14 protein-coding genes are annotated in these 15,628 nt (G+C 71.4%); 2 read left to right on the top strand and 12 right to left on the bottom strand.

The window, feature by feature from the left end; genetic code table 11:
• Positions 1–16 precede the first annotated feature (16 nt).
• From ABZ404_RS29885 to ABZ404_RS29855, 7 genes are all read right to left on the bottom strand, one after another.
• Complete coding sequence (locus ABZ404_RS29885) at positions 17–2,518, bottom strand: NADH-quinone oxidoreductase subunit G (RefSeq protein ID WP_358832682.1); 2,502 nt, start codon at positions 2,516–2,518, stop codon at positions 17–19.
• Positions 2,515–3,885: an NADH-quinone oxidoreductase subunit NuoF gene (gene nuoF, locus ABZ404_RS29880; RefSeq protein ID WP_358832683.1), complete on the bottom strand. Its 1,371-nt coding sequence runs from the start codon at positions 3,883–3,885 to the stop codon at positions 2,515–2,517. Before nuoF ends, ABZ404_RS29885 begins: the two co-directional genes overlap by 4 nt.
• A complete protein-coding gene (gene nuoE / locus ABZ404_RS29875; RefSeq protein WP_358832693.1) occupies positions 3,885–4,742 on the bottom strand; it encodes an NADH-quinone oxidoreductase subunit NuoE in 858 nt (285 codons plus the stop codon). The genes nuoF and nuoE overlap by 1 nt, the downstream gene beginning before the upstream one ends.
• A gap of 26 nt (positions 4,743–4,768) precedes the next feature.
• Positions 4,769–6,103 (bottom strand): NADH-quinone oxidoreductase subunit D, encoded by a 1,335-nt coding sequence (locus tag ABZ404_RS29870; protein ID WP_358832684.1) that lies wholly within the window; start codon positions 6,101–6,103, stop codon positions 4,769–4,771.
• Complete coding sequence (locus tag ABZ404_RS29865) at positions 6,103–6,786, bottom strand: NADH-quinone oxidoreductase subunit C (protein WP_358832694.1); 684 nt, start codon at positions 6,784–6,786, stop codon at positions 6,103–6,105. The genes ABZ404_RS29870 and ABZ404_RS29865 overlap by 1 nt, the downstream gene beginning before the upstream one ends.
• Before the next feature lie 71 nt (positions 6,787–6,857).
• Positions 6,858–7,412 (bottom strand): NADH-quinone oxidoreductase subunit B, encoded by a 555-nt coding sequence (locus ABZ404_RS29860; protein WP_067163033.1) that lies wholly within the window; start codon positions 7,410–7,412, stop codon positions 6,858–6,860.
• 17 nt (positions 7,413–7,429) lie between these two features.
• Positions 7,430–7,789 (bottom strand): NADH-quinone oxidoreductase subunit A, encoded by a 360-nt coding sequence (locus tag ABZ404_RS29855; protein ID WP_007383963.1) that lies wholly within the window; start codon positions 7,787–7,789, stop codon positions 7,430–7,432.
• A gap of 806 nt (positions 7,790–8,595) precedes the next feature.
• Here ABZ404_RS29855 and ABZ404_RS29850 point away from each other — a divergent pair.
• Entirely contained in the window at positions 8,596–9,420 is an 825-nt protein-coding gene (locus ABZ404_RS29850) for a C40 family peptidase (protein ID WP_358832685.1), read from the top strand.
• Between the two features lie 91 nt (positions 9,421–9,511).
• Here the strand turns inward: ABZ404_RS29850 and ABZ404_RS29845 are convergent, their stop codons facing one another.
• Positions 9,512–10,798: a geranylgeranyl reductase family protein gene (locus ABZ404_RS29845; protein WP_358832686.1), complete on the bottom strand. Its 1,287-nt coding sequence runs from the start codon at positions 10,796–10,798 to the stop codon at positions 9,512–9,514.
• 101 nt (positions 10,799–10,899) lie between these two features.
• Here ABZ404_RS29845 and ABZ404_RS29840 point away from each other — a divergent pair, with 101 nt between their 5' ends.
• Positions 10,900–11,427: a GNAT family N-acetyltransferase gene (locus ABZ404_RS29840; RefSeq protein WP_358832687.1), complete on the top strand. Its 528-nt coding sequence runs from the start codon at positions 10,900–10,902 to the stop codon at positions 11,425–11,427.
• A gap of 195 nt (positions 11,428–11,622) precedes the next feature.
• On the opposite strand, the gene ABZ404_RS29835 is transcribed toward ABZ404_RS29840, so the two are convergent.
• From ABZ404_RS29835 to mqnC, 4 genes are all read right to left on the bottom strand, one after another.
• Positions 11,623–12,543 (bottom strand): glutaminase, encoded by a 921-nt coding sequence (locus tag ABZ404_RS29835; RefSeq protein ID WP_358832688.1) that lies wholly within the window; start codon positions 12,541–12,543, stop codon positions 11,623–11,625.
• Between the two features lie 24 nt (positions 12,544–12,567).
• Positions 12,568–13,263 (bottom strand): demethylmenaquinone methyltransferase, encoded by a 696-nt coding sequence (locus ABZ404_RS29830; RefSeq protein WP_358832689.1) that lies wholly within the window; start codon positions 13,261–13,263, stop codon positions 12,568–12,570.
• 500 nt (positions 13,264–13,763) lie between these two features.
• A complete protein-coding gene (locus tag ABZ404_RS29825) occupies positions 13,764–14,270 on the bottom strand; it encodes a hypothetical protein (RefSeq protein ID WP_358832695.1) in 507 nt (168 codons plus the stop codon).
• A gap of 17 nt (positions 14,271–14,287) precedes the next feature.
• On the bottom strand, positions 14,288–15,487 hold the full coding sequence (mqnC, locus tag ABZ404_RS29820) for a cyclic dehypoxanthinyl futalosine synthase (RefSeq protein ID WP_358832696.1): 1,200 nt from the start codon (positions 15,485–15,487) through the stop codon (positions 14,288–14,290).
• Positions 15,488–15,628 lie beyond the last annotated feature (141 nt).

Raw genomic sequence — 15,628 nt, 5'->3', positions numbered from 1 at the left:
CGGGAGGGGAAGTCGGTCACGGCCGCACCTCCGGGGCGACGGTGGCATCGGCACGCGCCGCCGGGCCGATGCGGACGATCCGGCCCGGGACCGCTCCGGTGTCCGCGTACACGCCGTCGCCCACCGAGTCGAGCGGCAGCCACACCACCCGGTCGGGCATCTCGGTGACCTTCAGCGGCAGCCGGACGGCGCCCGCGGGGCCGCTCACCTGGAGCAGGTCGCCGTCCTTGACGCCGCTCTCGGCCGCGGTGGCCGCCGAGAGCCGGGCGAGGGCCGCGTGCCGGGTCGCGGCCAGCGCCTCGTCGCCCTCCTGGAGGGTGCCGAGGTCGAGCAGCAGCCGGTGGCCGGCGAGGACCGCCTCGCCCTCGGCGGGCCGGGGCAGCGCCTGGGAGGTCTCCAGGGGCTCGGTGGCGCGCGGGCCGTCCCAGTGGCCCAGGCGCTGGAGCTCCGCGCGCGCGGCGCGGTTGTCGGGGAGCGCCAGGTGGACGTCCATGGCGTCCGCGAGCATGTGCAGCACGCGCGCGTCGGCGGGCGCCAGGGGCCGGGTCATCTGCTCGGGCTTCAGCGCGGCCTCGAACATCCGGGCGCGGCCCTCCCAGTTGAGGAAGAAGCCGGACTTCTCAGCGACGGCCGCGACCGGGAAGACCACGTCCGCCCGCTCGGTGACCTCGCTCGGCCGCAGCTCCAGGGAGACCACGAAGGCCCCCGCCAGCGCCTCACGCGCGCGTGCCGGGTCCGGCAGGTCGGCCGGGTCGACGCCCGCGACCAGCAGCGCGCCCAGCTCGCCGGTGGCCGCGGCCTCGACGATCTGGCCGGTGTCCCGTCCGAAGCGGTGCGGCAGCTGGCGCACCCCCCAGACGGCGGCGACCTCCTCACGCGCGCGTGGATCGGTGGCGGGGCGGCCGCCCGGCAGCAGCGCCGCCAGGGCGCCCGCCTCGATCGCGCCCCGCTCGCCGGCCCGGCGCGGGATCCACACCAGTTCGGCCCCGGTCGCGGTGGCGGCCCGTACGGCCGCGGTCAGCGCGCCCGGGACCGCCGCGAGGCGCTCGCCGACCACGATGACGGAGCCGGGGGCGCGCAGCGCCTCGGCGGCGGCCGAGCCGTCCGAGTCGAGGCCCACCCCGCCCGCCAGCGCGTCCAGCCACTCGGTCTCGGTGCCGGGGGCGGCGGGCAGCAGCGTGCCGCCCGCCTTCTCCAGGCCCGGGGTCATATGGGTGGCCAGCGAGAAGGTGCGCTGGCCGTGCTTGCGCCAGGCCTTGCGCAGCCGCAGGAAGACGCCGGGGGCCTCCTCCTCCGCCTCGAACCCGGCGAGCAGCACCGCGGGCGCCTTCTCCAGGGAGGAGTACGTGACGCCCTCCCCGGTGAGGTGGCCGCGCCCGGCGACGCGCGCCGCCAGGAAGTCGGCCTCCTCGGCCGAGTGCACGCGCGCGCGGAAGTCGACGTCGTTGGTGTCGAGGGCGATCCGGGCGAACTTGGCGTACGCGTAGGCGTCCTCGACGGTCAGCCGGCCGCCGGTGAGCACCCCGGCGCGGCCCCGGGCGGCATTGAGTCCGGCCGCGGCCGCCTCCAGCGCCTCGGGCCAGGAGGCGGGCTCCAGCTCACCGGCCGCGTTGCGCACCAGCGGATGGGTCAGCCGGTCGGGCTTCTGGGCGTACCGGAAGCCGAACCGGCCCTTGTCGCACAGCCACTCCTCGTTGACCTCGGGGTCGTTGGCGGCGAGGCGCCGCATGACCTTGCCGCGCCGGTGGTCGGTGCGGGTGGCGCAGCCGCCCGCGCAGTGCTCGCACACCGACGGCGAGGAGACCAGGTCGAAGGGGCGGGAGCGGAACCGGTACGCCGCCGAGGTCAGCGCGCCGACCGGGCAGATCTGGATGGTGTTGCCGGAGAAGTACGACTCGAACGGGTCGCCCTCGCCGGTGCCGACCTGCTGGAGGGCGCCGCGCTCCAGGAGCTCGATCATCGGGTCGCCCGCGATCTGCTCGGAGAAGCGGGTGCAGCGCGCGCACAGCACGCACCGCTCGCGGTCCAGCAGTACCTGCGCCGAGATCGGCACCGGCTTCTCGTAGGTGCGCTTGCTGCCGTCGAAGCGGGTGTCGGGGTCGCCCACCAGCATGGCCTGGTTCTGGAGCGGGCACTCGCCGCCCTTGTCGCAGACCGGGCAGTCCAGCGGGTGGTTGATGAGCAGCAGCTCCATCACCCCGCGCTGGGACTTCTCGGCCACCGGCGACGTCAGCTGGGACTTGACCACCATGCCGTCGGTGCAGGTGATGGTGCAGGACGCCATCGGCTTGCGCTGGCCCTCCACCTCCACGATGCACTGGCGGCAGGCGCCGACCGGGTCGAGCAGCGGATGGTCGCAGAACCGGGGGATCTCGATGCCGATCTGCTCGGCGGCCCGGATCACCAGCGTGCCCTTGGGGACGCTGATCTCCACGCCGTCGATGGTCAGCGAGACCAGGTCCTCGGGCGGCACCGCCGCCTCTCCGCCGCCGGAGGGAGCGCCAGTCGTCACCGTCATGCGTTCACCTCCGTGGTGCGGTGCGGGCTGTCGGCCCACAGGGTCGACTTGGCCGGGTCGAAGGGGCAGCCCCGGCCCGTGATGTGCTGCTCGTACTCCGCGCGGAAGTACTTGAGCGAGGAGAAGATGGGCGCGGCGGCGCCGTCGCCGAGCGCGCAGAACGACTTGCCGTTGATGTTGTCGGCGATGTCGGAGAGCTTGTCGAGGTCGTCCATGGCGCCCTTGCCCGCCTCGATGTCGCGGAGCAACTGGACGAGCCAGTACGTCCCTTCGCGGCAGGGCGTGCACTTACCGCAGGACTCGTGGGCGTAGAACTCGGTCCAGCGGGTGACCGCCCGCACCACGCAGGTGGTCTCGTCGAAGCACTGGAGCGCCTTGGTGCCCAGCATGGAGCCCGCGGCGCCGACGCCCTCGTAGTCCAGGGGGACGTCGAGGTGCTCGTCGGTGAACATCGGGGTCGAGGAGCCGCCGGGCGTCCAGAACTTGAGCCGGTGGCCCGGCCGCATCCCGCCGCTCATGTCGAGCAGCTGGCGCAGCGTGATGCCCAGGGGCGCCTCGAACTGGCCGGGGCTCGCGACGTGTCCGCTGAGCGAGTAGAGCGTGAAGCCCGGGGACTTCTCGCTCCCCATCGACTTGAACCAGTCTTTCCCTCGGGTGAGGATCGCGGGAACGCTGGCGATGGACTCGACGTTGTTGACAACAGTGGGGCACGCGTAGAGACCGGCGACCGCGGGGAAGGGGGGACGCAGCCGGGGCTGACCGCGACGGCCTTCCAGGGAGTCCAGCAGGGCGGTCTCCTCACCGCAGATGTACGCGCCGGCGCCCGCGTGCACGGTGAGTTCGAGGTCGAGGCCGCTGCCCAGGATGTCCTTGCCGAGGAAGCCCGCCGCGTAGGCCTCCCGCACGGCCTCGTGCAGCCTCCGCAGTACGGGGACGACCTCCCCGCGCAGATAGATGAACGCGTGCGACGACCTGATCGCGTAACAGGCGATCACGATGCCCTCGATGAGGCTGTGCGGGTTGGCGAAGAGGAGCGGGATGTCCTTGCAGGTCCCGGGCTCCGACTCGTCGGCGTTGACAACTAGATAGTGCGGTTTGCCATCACCTTGCGGGATGAACTGCCACTTCATGCCCGTGGGGAAGCCCGCGCCGCCCCGGCCGCGCAGCCCGGAGTCCTTCACGTAAGCGATGAGGTCGTCCGGGGACATCGCCAGGGCCTTGCGCAGCCCTTCGTAGCCGTCGTGCCGGCGGTAGGTCTCCAGGGTCCAGGAGTCGGGCTGGTCCCAGAAGGCGGAGAGAACGGGCGCCAGCAGTTTCTCCGGGCTGCTTCCGTTCCCGTTGCCGCTGAGTTCGGCTGCCAAGGTCATCACTCCCCCTCCTCGTCGACCGGGCCCGCCGGGTGCGCGGGGTCGGACGCAGAGGTCTGCTGCGGTGCGTCGTGCGAGCTGAGGTGCCCGGAGCCGGGCTGGGCCTCGTCGTGGGGGCCCGCGCCGCGCGGACCCTGGTCGCGCGGACTCTCGTCGCCCGGGCCCTCGCCGCGCGGGTGGACCACGCGCGGCTGCGGTGCCTCGCCCTTGGCCAGGCGCAGGCCGACCAGGGAGGCCGGGCCCGCGCCCCCGCTCGCCGCGACGGCGCCGGGGCGCTCGTCGGGGAAGCCGGCCAGGATGCGGGCGGTCTCCTTGTAGGTGCACAGCGGGGCCCCGCGGGTGGGCTCCACCGGCCTGCCCGCGCGCAGGTCGTCGACGAGGCGCTTGGCCGACTCGGGGGTCTGGTTGTCGAAGAACTCCCAGTTGACCATCACCACGGGCGCGAAGTCGCAGGCGGCGTTGCACTCGATGTGTTCGAGCGTCACCTTGCCGTCGGGGGTGGTCTCGTCGTTGCCCACCCCGAGGTGGCGCTTGAGCTCGTCGAAGATGGCGTCCCCGCCCATCACCGCGCAGAGGGTGTTGGTGCAGACACCCACCTGGTAGTCGCCCGAGGGCTTGCGCCGGTACATGGTGTAGAAGGTGGCCACCGCGGTCACCTCGGCGGTCGTGAGGTCCAGCATCTCCGCGCAGAAGCGCATCCCGGTGCGGGAGACGTGGCCCTCCTCCGACTGCACGAGGTGCAGCAGCGGCAGCAGCGCGGAACGGCTGCCCGGATAGCGGGCGATGACCTCCTTGGCGTCCGCCTCAAGCCGGGCGCGGACGTCGGCCGGGTAGTCGGGCGCGGGCAACTGGGGCATGCCCAGGCTCGTCGGCGTGGTCTCGGTCACCGGTCGACGCCTCCCATCACGGGGTCGATGGACGCCACGGCCACGATGACGTCGGCGACCTGGCCGCCCTCGCACATCGCCGCCATGGCCTGGAGATTGGTGAAGGACGGATCGCGGAAGTGGACCCGGTAGGGGCGGGTGCCTCCGTCGCTCACGACGTGCACCCCGAGCTCGCCCTTGGGCGACTCGACGGCCGCGTACGCCTGTCCGAGGGGCACCCGGAAGCCCTCGGTCACCAGCTTGAAGTGGTGGATCAGGGACTCCATCGAGTTGCCCATGATCTTCTTGATGTGGTCGAGGGAGTTGCCGAGTCCGTCCGGACCGAGCGCGAGCTGGGCGGGCCAGGCGATCTTCTTGTCGGCGACCATGACCGGGCCGGGCTCCAGCCGGTCCAGGCACTGCTCGACGACCCTCAGCGACTGGCGCATCTCCTCCAGCCGCACCAGGAAGCGGCCGTAGGCGTCGCAGCTGTCGGCGGTGGGGACCTCGAAGTCGTAGGTCTCGTAGCCGCAGTACGGGTCGGTCTTGCGCAGGTCGTGCGGCAGGCCCGCGGAGCGCAGGATGGGGCCGGTGGCCCCGAGCGCCATGCAGCCGGTCAGGTCGAGGTAGCCGACGTCCTGCATCCGGGCCTTGAAGATCGGGTTGCCGGTGGCGAGCTTGTCGTACTCCGGCAGGTTCTTCTTCATCGTCTTCACGAACTCGCGGAGCTGGTCCATCGCGCCCGGCGGGAGGTCCTGGGCGAGGCCGCCGGGGCGGACGAACGCGTGGTTCATCCGCAGACCGGTGATCAGCTCGAAGATGTCGAGGATGAGTTCGCGGTCCCGGAAGCCGTAGATCATGATCGTGGTGGCGCCGAGTTCCATGCCGCCGGTGGCGATGCAGACCAGGTGCGAGGAGAGCCGGTTCAGCTCCATCAGGAGCACCCGGATCACCGAGGCGCGGTCGGGGATCTGGTCGGTGATGCCGAGCAGCTTCTCCACGCCCAGGCAGTACGCCGTCTCGTTGAAGAACGGCGTCAGGTAGTCCATGCGCGTGACGAAGGTGGTGCCCTGCGTCCAGGTGCGGAATTCGAGGTTCTTCTCGATGCCGGTGTGCAGATAGCCGATGCCGCAGCGGGCCTCGGTGACGGTCTCGCCGTCGATCTCCAGGATCAGCCGGAGCACACCGTGCGTGGAGGGGTGCTGGGGGCCCATGTTGACGACGATGCGCTCGTCGTCGGCGCGGGCGGCGGTGCGGGCGACCTCGTCCCAGTCGCCGCCGGTGACCGTGTAGACGGTCCCCTCGGTCGTCTCCCGCGCGAAGGCGCGGGAAGCGTCACTGGAAGTGCTCATCAGGTGTACGACCTCCGCTGGTCCGGAGCCGGGATCTGGGCGCCCTTGTACTCGACGGGGATGCCGCCGAGGGGGTAGTCCTTGCGCTGCGGGAAGCCCTGCCAGTCGTCCGGCATCATGATCCGGGTGAGGGCGGGGTGGCCGTCGAAGACCAGGCCGAAGAAGTCGTAGGCCTCGCGCTCGTGCCAGTCGTTGGTCGGGTAGACGGCGACCAGGGACGGCAGGTGCGGATCGCTGTCCGGAGCGGTGACCTCCAGGCGGATCAGCCGGCCGTGGGTGAGCGAGCGCAGGTGGTAGACGGCGTGCAGCTCGCGGCCCTTGTCGCCGGGGAAGTGGACGCCGCTGACGCCCGTGCAGAGCTCGAAGCGCAGGGCCGGGTCGTCGCGCAGGGTGCGGGCCACCCGGACGAGGTGCTCGCGCGCGATGTGGAAGGTGAGCTCGCCGCGGTCCACGACCGTCTTCTCGATGGCGTTCTCGGGGAGCAGGTCCTGCTCCTCCAGGGCGCCTTCGAGTTCGTCGGCCACCTCGTCGAACCAGCCGCCGTAGGGGCGGGAGGAGGCGCCGGGCAGGGTGACGGTGCGCACCAGGCCGCCGTAGCCGCTGGTGTCGCCGCCCTTCTCGGCGCCGAACATGCCCCGGCGGACGCCGATGACGTCGCCGGTGTCGTCGCGCTGGGCGGGCAGGCCGCCGCTCTCGGGCGCCTCGGGCGTCCCGGGGGCGCCGTCGCCCGGCCCCTTGGGAGTACGGTCGTCGCTCACCGCAGCAGCCCCTTCATCTCGATGGTGGGCAGCGCCTTGAGGGCGGCCTCCTCCGCCTCGCGGGCGGCCTCCTCCGCGTTCACGCCGAGCTTGGAGCCCTGGATCTTCTGGTGGAGCTTGAGGATCGCGTCGATGAGCATCTCGGGCCGGGGCGGGCAGCCGGGCAGATAGATGTCGACCGGGACAATGTGGTCGACACCCTGCACAATCGCGTAATTGTTGAACATTCCACCCGACGATGCGCACACCCCCATGGAGATGACCCACTTGGGGTTCGGCATCTGGTCGTAGACCTGCCGCAGGACCGGCGCCATCTTCTGGCTGACCCGGCCGGCCACGATCATCAGGTCCGCCTGGCGCGGTGAGCCGCGGAAGACCTCCATGCCGAACCGGGCCAGGTCGTAGCGGCCGGCGCCGGTCGTCATCATCTCGATGGCGCAGCAGGCCAGACCGAAGGTGGCGGGGAAGACGGACGCCTTGCGCACCCAGCCCGCGGCCTGTTCGACGGTGGTCAGCAGAAAGCCGCTCGGCAGTTTCTCTTCGAGTCCCATAGGTGCCCCTCAGCCCCTCAGTCCCATTCCAGGCCGCCGCGCCGCCATACGTACGCGTAGGCGACGAACACGGTGAGCACGAAGAGCAGCATCTCCACGAGCCCGAAGACCCCCAGGGCGTCGAAGGTGACGGCCCAGGGGTAGAGGAAGACGATCTCGATGTCGAAGACGATGAAGAGCATCGCCGTCAGGTAGTACTTGATGGGGAAGCGGCCGCCGCCGGCCGGCGTGGGAGTCGGTTCGATGCCGCACTCGTACGCCTCAAGTTTCGCCCGGTTGTACCTTTTTGGGCCGATAAGCGTGGCCATGACCACGGAGAAGATCGCAAACCCAGCCCCGAGGGCGCCGAGCACGAGGATGGGCGCGTAGGCATTCACGCTCCTCGCTCCTTCCAGTCGTCCTTGACCGTTGGACCGCACACGGGCGCCGCTGCCGCCCCTCCCGCCGCGCGAAGATCGCGCACATGTGAGGCAGTTCACAAGCCCGACTGCACCGCATCCTATGCCCGGTGGTCTGTGATCTGCGACACGGGGTGCGCCAACGGCTTTGTGATCTCCACCACCTGACGAAGGATCATGAAGTCGGATGAGCGGTGATCTTCACACCGGAAGCGGCCGAGTGATCACAAGGCGTAGCATCCGCTCCTGTTACCGCTGGTCGCACGGGGTGTGGCTCTATCAAGACATGGGCCCTACAAGCAAATTGGCGATGGACTCGTTCGGGTGATAAAGGATCGCGGCTCACTCATGCGGGTGAGAGCGTCGCCCGCCGGTGGACCTGTGCACGCGTTCACGAACTCCGCACCGTCGCACCGAACGACGCAGACCGATCCGGACCGGCGCTAAATGATCTAGAAGCGACACCTCGCCGCCGCCCTCCGCGCTCTCATGATCACGAGCCGGTCACGGGACGGATGACGCCGGGATACGAAGTGACCTGTGTCACACGGAACAGTCACGGATTAAACCGGGCTTGGCCAACGGTGTGAACGGATGGTAGGCGACGGGCAATTCGGACTATTTATAAAAACCACATGATCACAGCCGTGATTGCCCGTGCCCGTATTGCCCGTTACGGCGTCAATAAGGGCGCGCGCGAAGCGGATTCGCCCGTTCCGAGCACAACTGTGGCGCAGCACACGTTTCTTGAAGGGAACCCTGAACCCCTGATAGCGGTTGTACTCATGTCCCACACCGCTCACATACCCAGCCACCGGAAGCCCCGCCGCAGCGCCTCCAAGCTCGCGCTCCGTGCCGGAGTTGCCGGTGGCGTCCTCAGCACCATCGCGGTGGCAGGCGCCGCCGCCCCGGCCATCGCCGCCGAGCCGGTGACCGAGACCATCGAGATGCCCACGCTCACGACCGGTCTCGCGAGCACCGCCGCCGCCGCCTCCGAGGCCACCCAGCAGGTCGCCGCCGACCTCCAGCTGAAGGCCGAGCAGAACGCCGCCGCCTCCAGCGCCGCCAAGCTCGCCAAGAAGGCGAAGGCCGACGCGGACGCCAAGGCCGAGGCGGAGAAGAAGGCCAAGGCGGAAGCCGAGGCCAAGGCGAAGGAGGAGGCCGCCGCGCGCGCCTCCCGCTCCTCCGCGCGCACCACCCTGGCCTCGACCGGTGGCGGCAGCAGCTCCGTCACCACGCCGTCCTCCACGGCCACGGGTTCCGCCGCCACCATCGTGAACTTCGCGCTGGCCCAGGTCGGCAAGGCGTACGTGTCCGGGGCCACCGGCTCCAGCGCGTACGACTGCTCGGGCCTGGTGCAGGCCGCCTACCGCCAGGTGGGCATCGACCTGCCGCGCGTCTCGCAGGACCAGTCGACCGCGGGCCGCCAGGTCTCGCTCTCGAACCTCCAGGCGGGCGACATCCTGTACTGGGGCGGTGCGGGCTCCGCGTACCACGTGGCCATCTACGTCGGCGGCGGCAAGTTCGTCGGCGCGCAGAACTCCTCGACCGGTGTGGTCGAGCGCAGCATGGACTGGGACCGGCCGACCGGCGCGGTCCGCGTCCTCTAGTCGCGGCGCTCCAGGGATACGGCGAAGGGCCGGTGCTCCTCTCGGGGGGAGCACCGGCCCTTTCGCGTGCGCGCGGGCGCGAGGAGGCCGCTCAGGCCTTGGGGGCCACCTTCGACAGGCCGTTGATGATGCGGTCCATCGCGTCGCCGCCCGTGGGGTCGGTCAGGTTCGCCAGCATCTTCAGGGTGAACTTCATCAGCACCGGGTGCGTCAGGCCGCGCTGGGTGGCGATCTTCATGACCTTCGGGTTGCCGATCAGCTTCACGAAGGCGCGGCCCAGCGTGTAGTAGCCGCCGTAGGTGTCCTTGAGGACCTTCGGGTAGTTGTGCAGGGCCAGTTCGCGCTGGGCGGGGGTCGCGCGGGCGTGGGCCTGGACGATGACGTCGGCCGCGATCTGGCCGGACTCCATGGCGTACGCGATGCCCTCGCCGTTGAACGGGTTGACCAGGCCGCCCGCGTCGCCCACCAGGAGCAGGCCCTTGGTGTAGTGCGGCTGGCGGTTGAAGGCCATGGGCAGGGCCGCGCCGCGGATGGGGCCCGTCATGTTCTCCTCCGTGTAGCCCCAGTCGGCGGGCATGGAGGCGCACCAGGCCTTCAGGACCTCGCGCCAGTCGAGTTCCTTGAAGGAGGCGGAGGTGTTGAGGACGCCGAGGCCGACGTTGGAGGTGCCGTCGCCCATGCCGAAGATCCAGCCGTAGCCGGGCAGGAGGCGGTCCTCGCCCGGGCCGCGCCGGTCCCACAGCTCCAGCCAGGACTCCAGGTAGTCGTCGTCGTGGCGGGGCGAGTGGAAGTACGTCCGGACGGCCACGCCCATCGGGCGGTCCTCGCGGCGGTGCAGGCCCATGGCGAGGGAGAGACGGGTGGAGTTGCCGTCGGCGGCGACGACGAGCGGCGCGTGGAAGGTGACCTCGCGCTTGTCCTCGCCGAGCTTGGCGTTCACGCCGGTGATCCGGCCCGTACGGTCGTCGATGACCGGCGCGCCCACGTTGCAGCGCTCGTAGAGGCGGGCGCCGGCCTTCTGGGCCTGGCGGGCCAGCTGCTCGTCGAAGTCGTCGCGCTTGCGGACGAGTCCGTAGTCGGGGTAGCTGGCGAGCTCCGGCCAGTCGAGCTGGAGGCGGACGCCGCCGCCGATGATGCGCAGGCCCTTGTTCCGCAGCCAGCCGGCCTCTTCGGAGACGTCGATGCCCATGGCGACCAGCTGCTTGGTGGCGCGCGGGGTCAGCCCGTCGCCGCAGACCTTCTCGCGGGGGAAGGCGGTCTTCTCCAGCAGCAGTACGTCGAGTCCGGCCTTGGCCAGGTAGTACGCGGTGGTCGACCCGGCGGGGCCGGCCCCGACGACGATCACGTCCGCGGTGTGTTCGGAGAGGGGCTCGGTCACAGCGGGTTCTCCCGAAGACTCGTTTTCGTGTGCCGGAACGCACGGGACATGTGCAGTCTATGGGTGGGTGTTGATCGTTATCGCGAAGGGTTGCCCACGCCATGAGCTCCATCGAGGAGAAGTCCCTGCCCGCCGTACCGGCCGTACGGCTGCGTGTGCCGACCGAGGAGGACGCGTACGCCTGGCACGAGGTGTTCGCCGACCCGGAGGTCATGGAGTTCCACGGGGGCAGGGCGGCGGAGCTGTCGGTGTACGAGGAGCTGACCGCGCGCCAGCGCCGGCACGACGCGGAGCGGGGCTTCTGTCTCTGGACGCTCCTGGACGAGGACGACGCGGTGATCGGCTTCACGGGCGCGCAGCCGTGGCCCCACGGGTGGGGCCCGGTCGGCGAGGTGGAGATCGGCTGGCGGCTCGCCCGGCGGGCGTGGGGGCGGGGGTACGCCACGGCCGCGGCGCGGGTCGCGGTGGAGCGGGTGCGGGGCGCCGGGGTCGGGCGCGTGGTGGCGATGGTCGACGCCCGGAACGAGCGGTCCGTGGCGGTGACGCGGCGTCTGGGGATGACGTTGTCGGAAACGTTCACGACACCGGTGTCGCAGCGGACCGGATACTGCTTCCAGCTGTCGCTGTGACGGTTGTCCGCGGGCCGTCGTGGGCTGGTCGCGCGGTTCCCCGCGCCCCTGAACCCGTGGGGGTGGGCGTCTTTCGGCCAAGCTGAGGCCCGACCCCCCAGGGGCGCGGGCAACCGCGCGAGCAACCCACCACCGAGCCGCGGACGAAGAACGGGACGTCCGCCGGAGGACCTTCGGGAAGGGGCGGGGTGGGGCTCAGAACACCGACAGACCCGTCAGTGTCGTGAAGCGGTCCAGCGCCGCCACCCCCGCCACCGAGTTGCCCCGGGCGTCCAGCCCCGGGCTCCACACGCACAGCGTGCACCGGCCGGGGACGACCGCCATGATCCCGCCGCCCACACCGCTCTTGCCGGGCAGCCCGACGCGGTACGCGAAGTCGCCCGCCGCGTCGTACGTCCCGCACGTCAGCATCACCGCGTTGACCTGCTTCGCCTCGCTGCGCGACAGCAGCCGCGAGCCGTCCGCGCGCAGGCCGTGGCGGGCCAGGAAGCGGGCCGCCAGGGCGAGGTCCGCGCAGCTCATCTCGATGGCGCACTGCCAGAAGTAGTGGTCGAGCAGCGTCGGTACGTCGTTGGCGATGTTGCCGTACGAGGCCATGAAGTGGGCCAGCGCCGCGTTCCGGTCGCCGTGGGCCGCCTCGGACTCGGCCACCACCGCGTCGAAGGCGAGCCCGGGGTTGCCGGTCTCCTGCCGCAGGAACTCCAGGAGTTCGCTGCTGGCGTCCCCCGTGAGGGTCTGGAGCCGGTCCGTCACGACCAGCGCGCCCGCGTTGATGAACGGATTGCGCGGGATGCCGTTCTCGTACTCCAGCTGGACGAGGGAGTTGAACGGGTTGCCCGAGGGCTCGCGGCCGACGTGCTCCCACAGGCTGTCGCCGCCGCGCGCGAGGGCCAGGGCGAGCGTGAACACCTTGGTGATCGACTGCGCGGAGAAGGGGCGCTGCCAGTCCCCGACCCCGTAGACCTTGCCGTCGAGGTCCGCGACGGCCATGCCGAAACGGGACGGGTCCACGCCGGCGAGGGCGGGGATGTACGCGGCGGGGGTGCCGCCGCCCACGAGGGGCGCGACGTCGTCCGCGATCTGCTGGAGGACGGCCTGGTAGTCCTGCTGGTCCACGGGGTGCCGGTGCCGGGTGCCGGGTTACTGGGGCTTGTAGCCGCGGTGCAGCGCGACCACACCGCCGGTGAGGTTGCGCCAGGCCACCTTGGACCAGCCGGCCCGCTGGAGCCGGGCCGCGAGCGCGGGCTGGTCGGGCCAGGCGCGGATGGACTCGGCGAGGTAGACGTACGCGTCGGGGTTGGACGACACGGCGGTGGCGACCGGGGGCAGGGCGCGCATCAGGTACTCGCTGTAGACCGTACGGAACGGCTTCCAGGTCGGCTGCGAGAACTCGCAGATGACCACGCGGCCGCCGGGGCGGGTCACGCGCAGCAGCTCGCGCAGGGCGGTGTCGGTGTCCTGGACGTTGCGCAGGCCGAAGGAGATGGTGACGGCGTCGAAGGTGTCGTCCTTGAACGGGAGCTTCGTGGCGTCGCCCGCGGTGAACGGCAGGTGGGGGTGGCGGCCCTTGCCGACCTTCAGCATCCCGAGGGAGAAGTCGCACGGGACGACGTACGCGCCGGTGGCGGCGAAGGGGAGGGAGGAGGTGGCGGTGCCGGCGGCGAGGTCCAGGACCTTCTGGGCGGGGCGGGCGTCGACCGCCTTGGCGACCTCCTTGCGCCAGAGGCGGGACTGGCCGAGGGAGAGCACGTCGTTGGTGAGGTCGTACTTCGCGGCGACGTCGTCGAACATCGAGGCGACGTCGTGTGGCTGCTTGTCCAGGGATGCGCGGGTCACGTCTTCATTGTGCCTGGGGCTTCGCCCCCGCCGCCCGCGCCCCCCGGGTCGGCCCGGGCCCGTTCCGCCTGCGGGCCGTGCGGCCTCGCCCCCCTTTGCGCTGCGCGCGGGCCTTCGCGCTTCGCGCGGTTCTCCCCCACCCCGCCCCTTCCCGAAACTCTCCGAGGGCCGTCGTGCGGCTGCGGACCGGTGGGCGGCTGGTCGCACAGTTCCCCGCGCCCCCAAAAACCGCCGTTCGGCCGCAGACCGGTGGATGGCCGGTCGCACAGTTCCCCGCGCCCCCAAAAACCGCCGTTCGGCCGCAGACCGGTGGATAGCTGGTCGCACAGTTCCCCGCGCCCCCAAAAACCGCCGTTCGGCCGCGGACCGTGCTGGGTTGCTCGCGCAGTTCCCCGCGCCCCCAACTGCCCAGGGGCGCGGGGAACTGCGCGCTCAGCCACCCACCGGCCCGCAGACGGACGGGATCCGCCGGAGGCTTTCGGGAAGGGGTGGGGTGGGGGTCATCTCGCGCGGTACACCAGGCGGCCCCCCACCACCGTCGCCACGCACACCCCGCCCTCGTCGAAGACCACGAACCGGGCCGGGCCGCCCACGGCCAAGGGGGGCAGCGCGGGGGCGGACACCACCGCCAGCCCGGAGCGCCGTACCGCCTCCCCCACCACACGCGACCGCGGCGAACCCACCACCGCCACCACCCCCCGCGCCAGCATCCGCTGCACCCCGCGTCGAGCGGACCCGCCCCGGCGCACGTCGTCCAGGGCGAACGGCGGCGGGTCGAGAGGCTCCGTGCCGAGCGTGTCCGCCTCGCGCGGGTCCGGGTGGTACGCCCGCTCCAGCAGCTCAACCCCGCCGAGGTCCACCAGGCCCGGCGACAGCCGGCCCGGCCACCGCCGCACCCGCGCCGCGGGATACGCCGCGGCCAGCGACTCGTACGGCCCGATCGCCGCCAGCCGGTCGCCCTCGACCAGGACCGCGTCGCCCGTCGAAGGGGCGTGGATCGTCAGCACGGAAAGCTACCGGAGGGCTAGTTGGACGCCAGCAGCTTCAGCTCGGGGTGCGCCGTGCCGCCCTCGATCGCCGTCGAGGAGATGTGCGACATGACCCGCTCGTCGACCGGGTCGTTCGCCGGGTCGTCGTGGACGAGCAGGTGCTCGTACGTCGTGGCGCGCTGCGCCGGCACCCGCCCGGCCTTGCGGATCAGGTCGATGAGTTCCATGCGGTTGGAGCGGTGCCTGGCGCCGGCCGAGGACACGACGTTCTCCTCCAGCATCACCGAGCCCAGGTCGTCCGCGCCGTAGTGCAGCGACAGCTGGCCCGCCTCCTTGCCGACGGTGAGCCAGGAGCCCTGGATGTGCGCGACGTTGTCGAGGAAGAGGCGCGCGACCGCCAGCATCCGCAGGTACTCGAAGACGCTCGCCTGCGTCCGGCCCTTCAGATGGTTGTTCTCGGGCTGGTAGGTGTACGGGATGAACGCGCGGAAGCCGCCCGTGCGGTCCTGTACGTCCCGGATCATCCGGATGTGCTCGATGCGCTCGGCGTTGGTCTCGCCGGTGCCCATCAGCATCGTGGAGGTGGACTCCACGCCCAGCCGGTGCGCCGTCTCCATGATCTCCAGCCAGCGCTCGCCGCTCTCCTTGAGCGGGGCGATCGCCTTGCGCGGCCGCTCCGGCAGCAGCTCCGCGCCGGCGCCCGCGAAGGAGTCGAGACCGGCGGCGTGGATGCGCTCGATCGCCTCCTCCACCGAGACGCCGGAGATCCGGGCCATGTGGTCGACCTCGGAGGCGCCGAGGGAGTGGATGACCAGCTGCGGGAAGTTCTGCTTGATGGCGCTGAAGTGCTTCTCGTAGTACTCGACGCCGTAGTCCGGGTGGTGGCCGCCCTGGAACATGATCTGGGTGCCGCCCAGCTCGACGGTCTCCGCGCAGCGGCGCAGGATGTCGTCGAGGTCGCGGGTCCAGCCCTTCTTGGTGTCCTTGGGGGCCGCGTAGAAAGCGCAGAACTTGCACGCCGTGACACACACGTTCGTGTAGTTGATGTTGCGCTCGATGATGTACGTGGCGATGTGCTCGGTCCCGGCGTACCGGCGGCGGCGCGCCGCGTCGGCGGCGGCGCCCAGCGCGTGCAGCGGCGCCGAGCGGTAGAGGTCGAGCGCCTCTTCGGGGGTGATGCGTCCACCCGCGGCGGCACGGTCGAGGACGGACTGGAGGTCGGCCTTCTCAGTCACCGGAGTGTCCCTTTCGGCAGGGTTGCGGACGGACCGAGCCAGCCTACGCCAGCGGGCCCGGCCCGCTTCGGCCCGGGTGCCGGGGCCGCCCGTACGGGTGCGTGCCGCTTCCGCCCGGGGTGCCTGCGCCGCCGCCCGTAC

This window comes from Streptomyces sp. NPDC005878, assembly GCF_040629815.1.
Lineage (GTDB): Bacteria > Actinomycetota > Actinomycetes > Streptomycetales > Streptomycetaceae > Streptomyces.
This window is presented reverse-complemented; position numbering and strand designations above follow the sequence as displayed.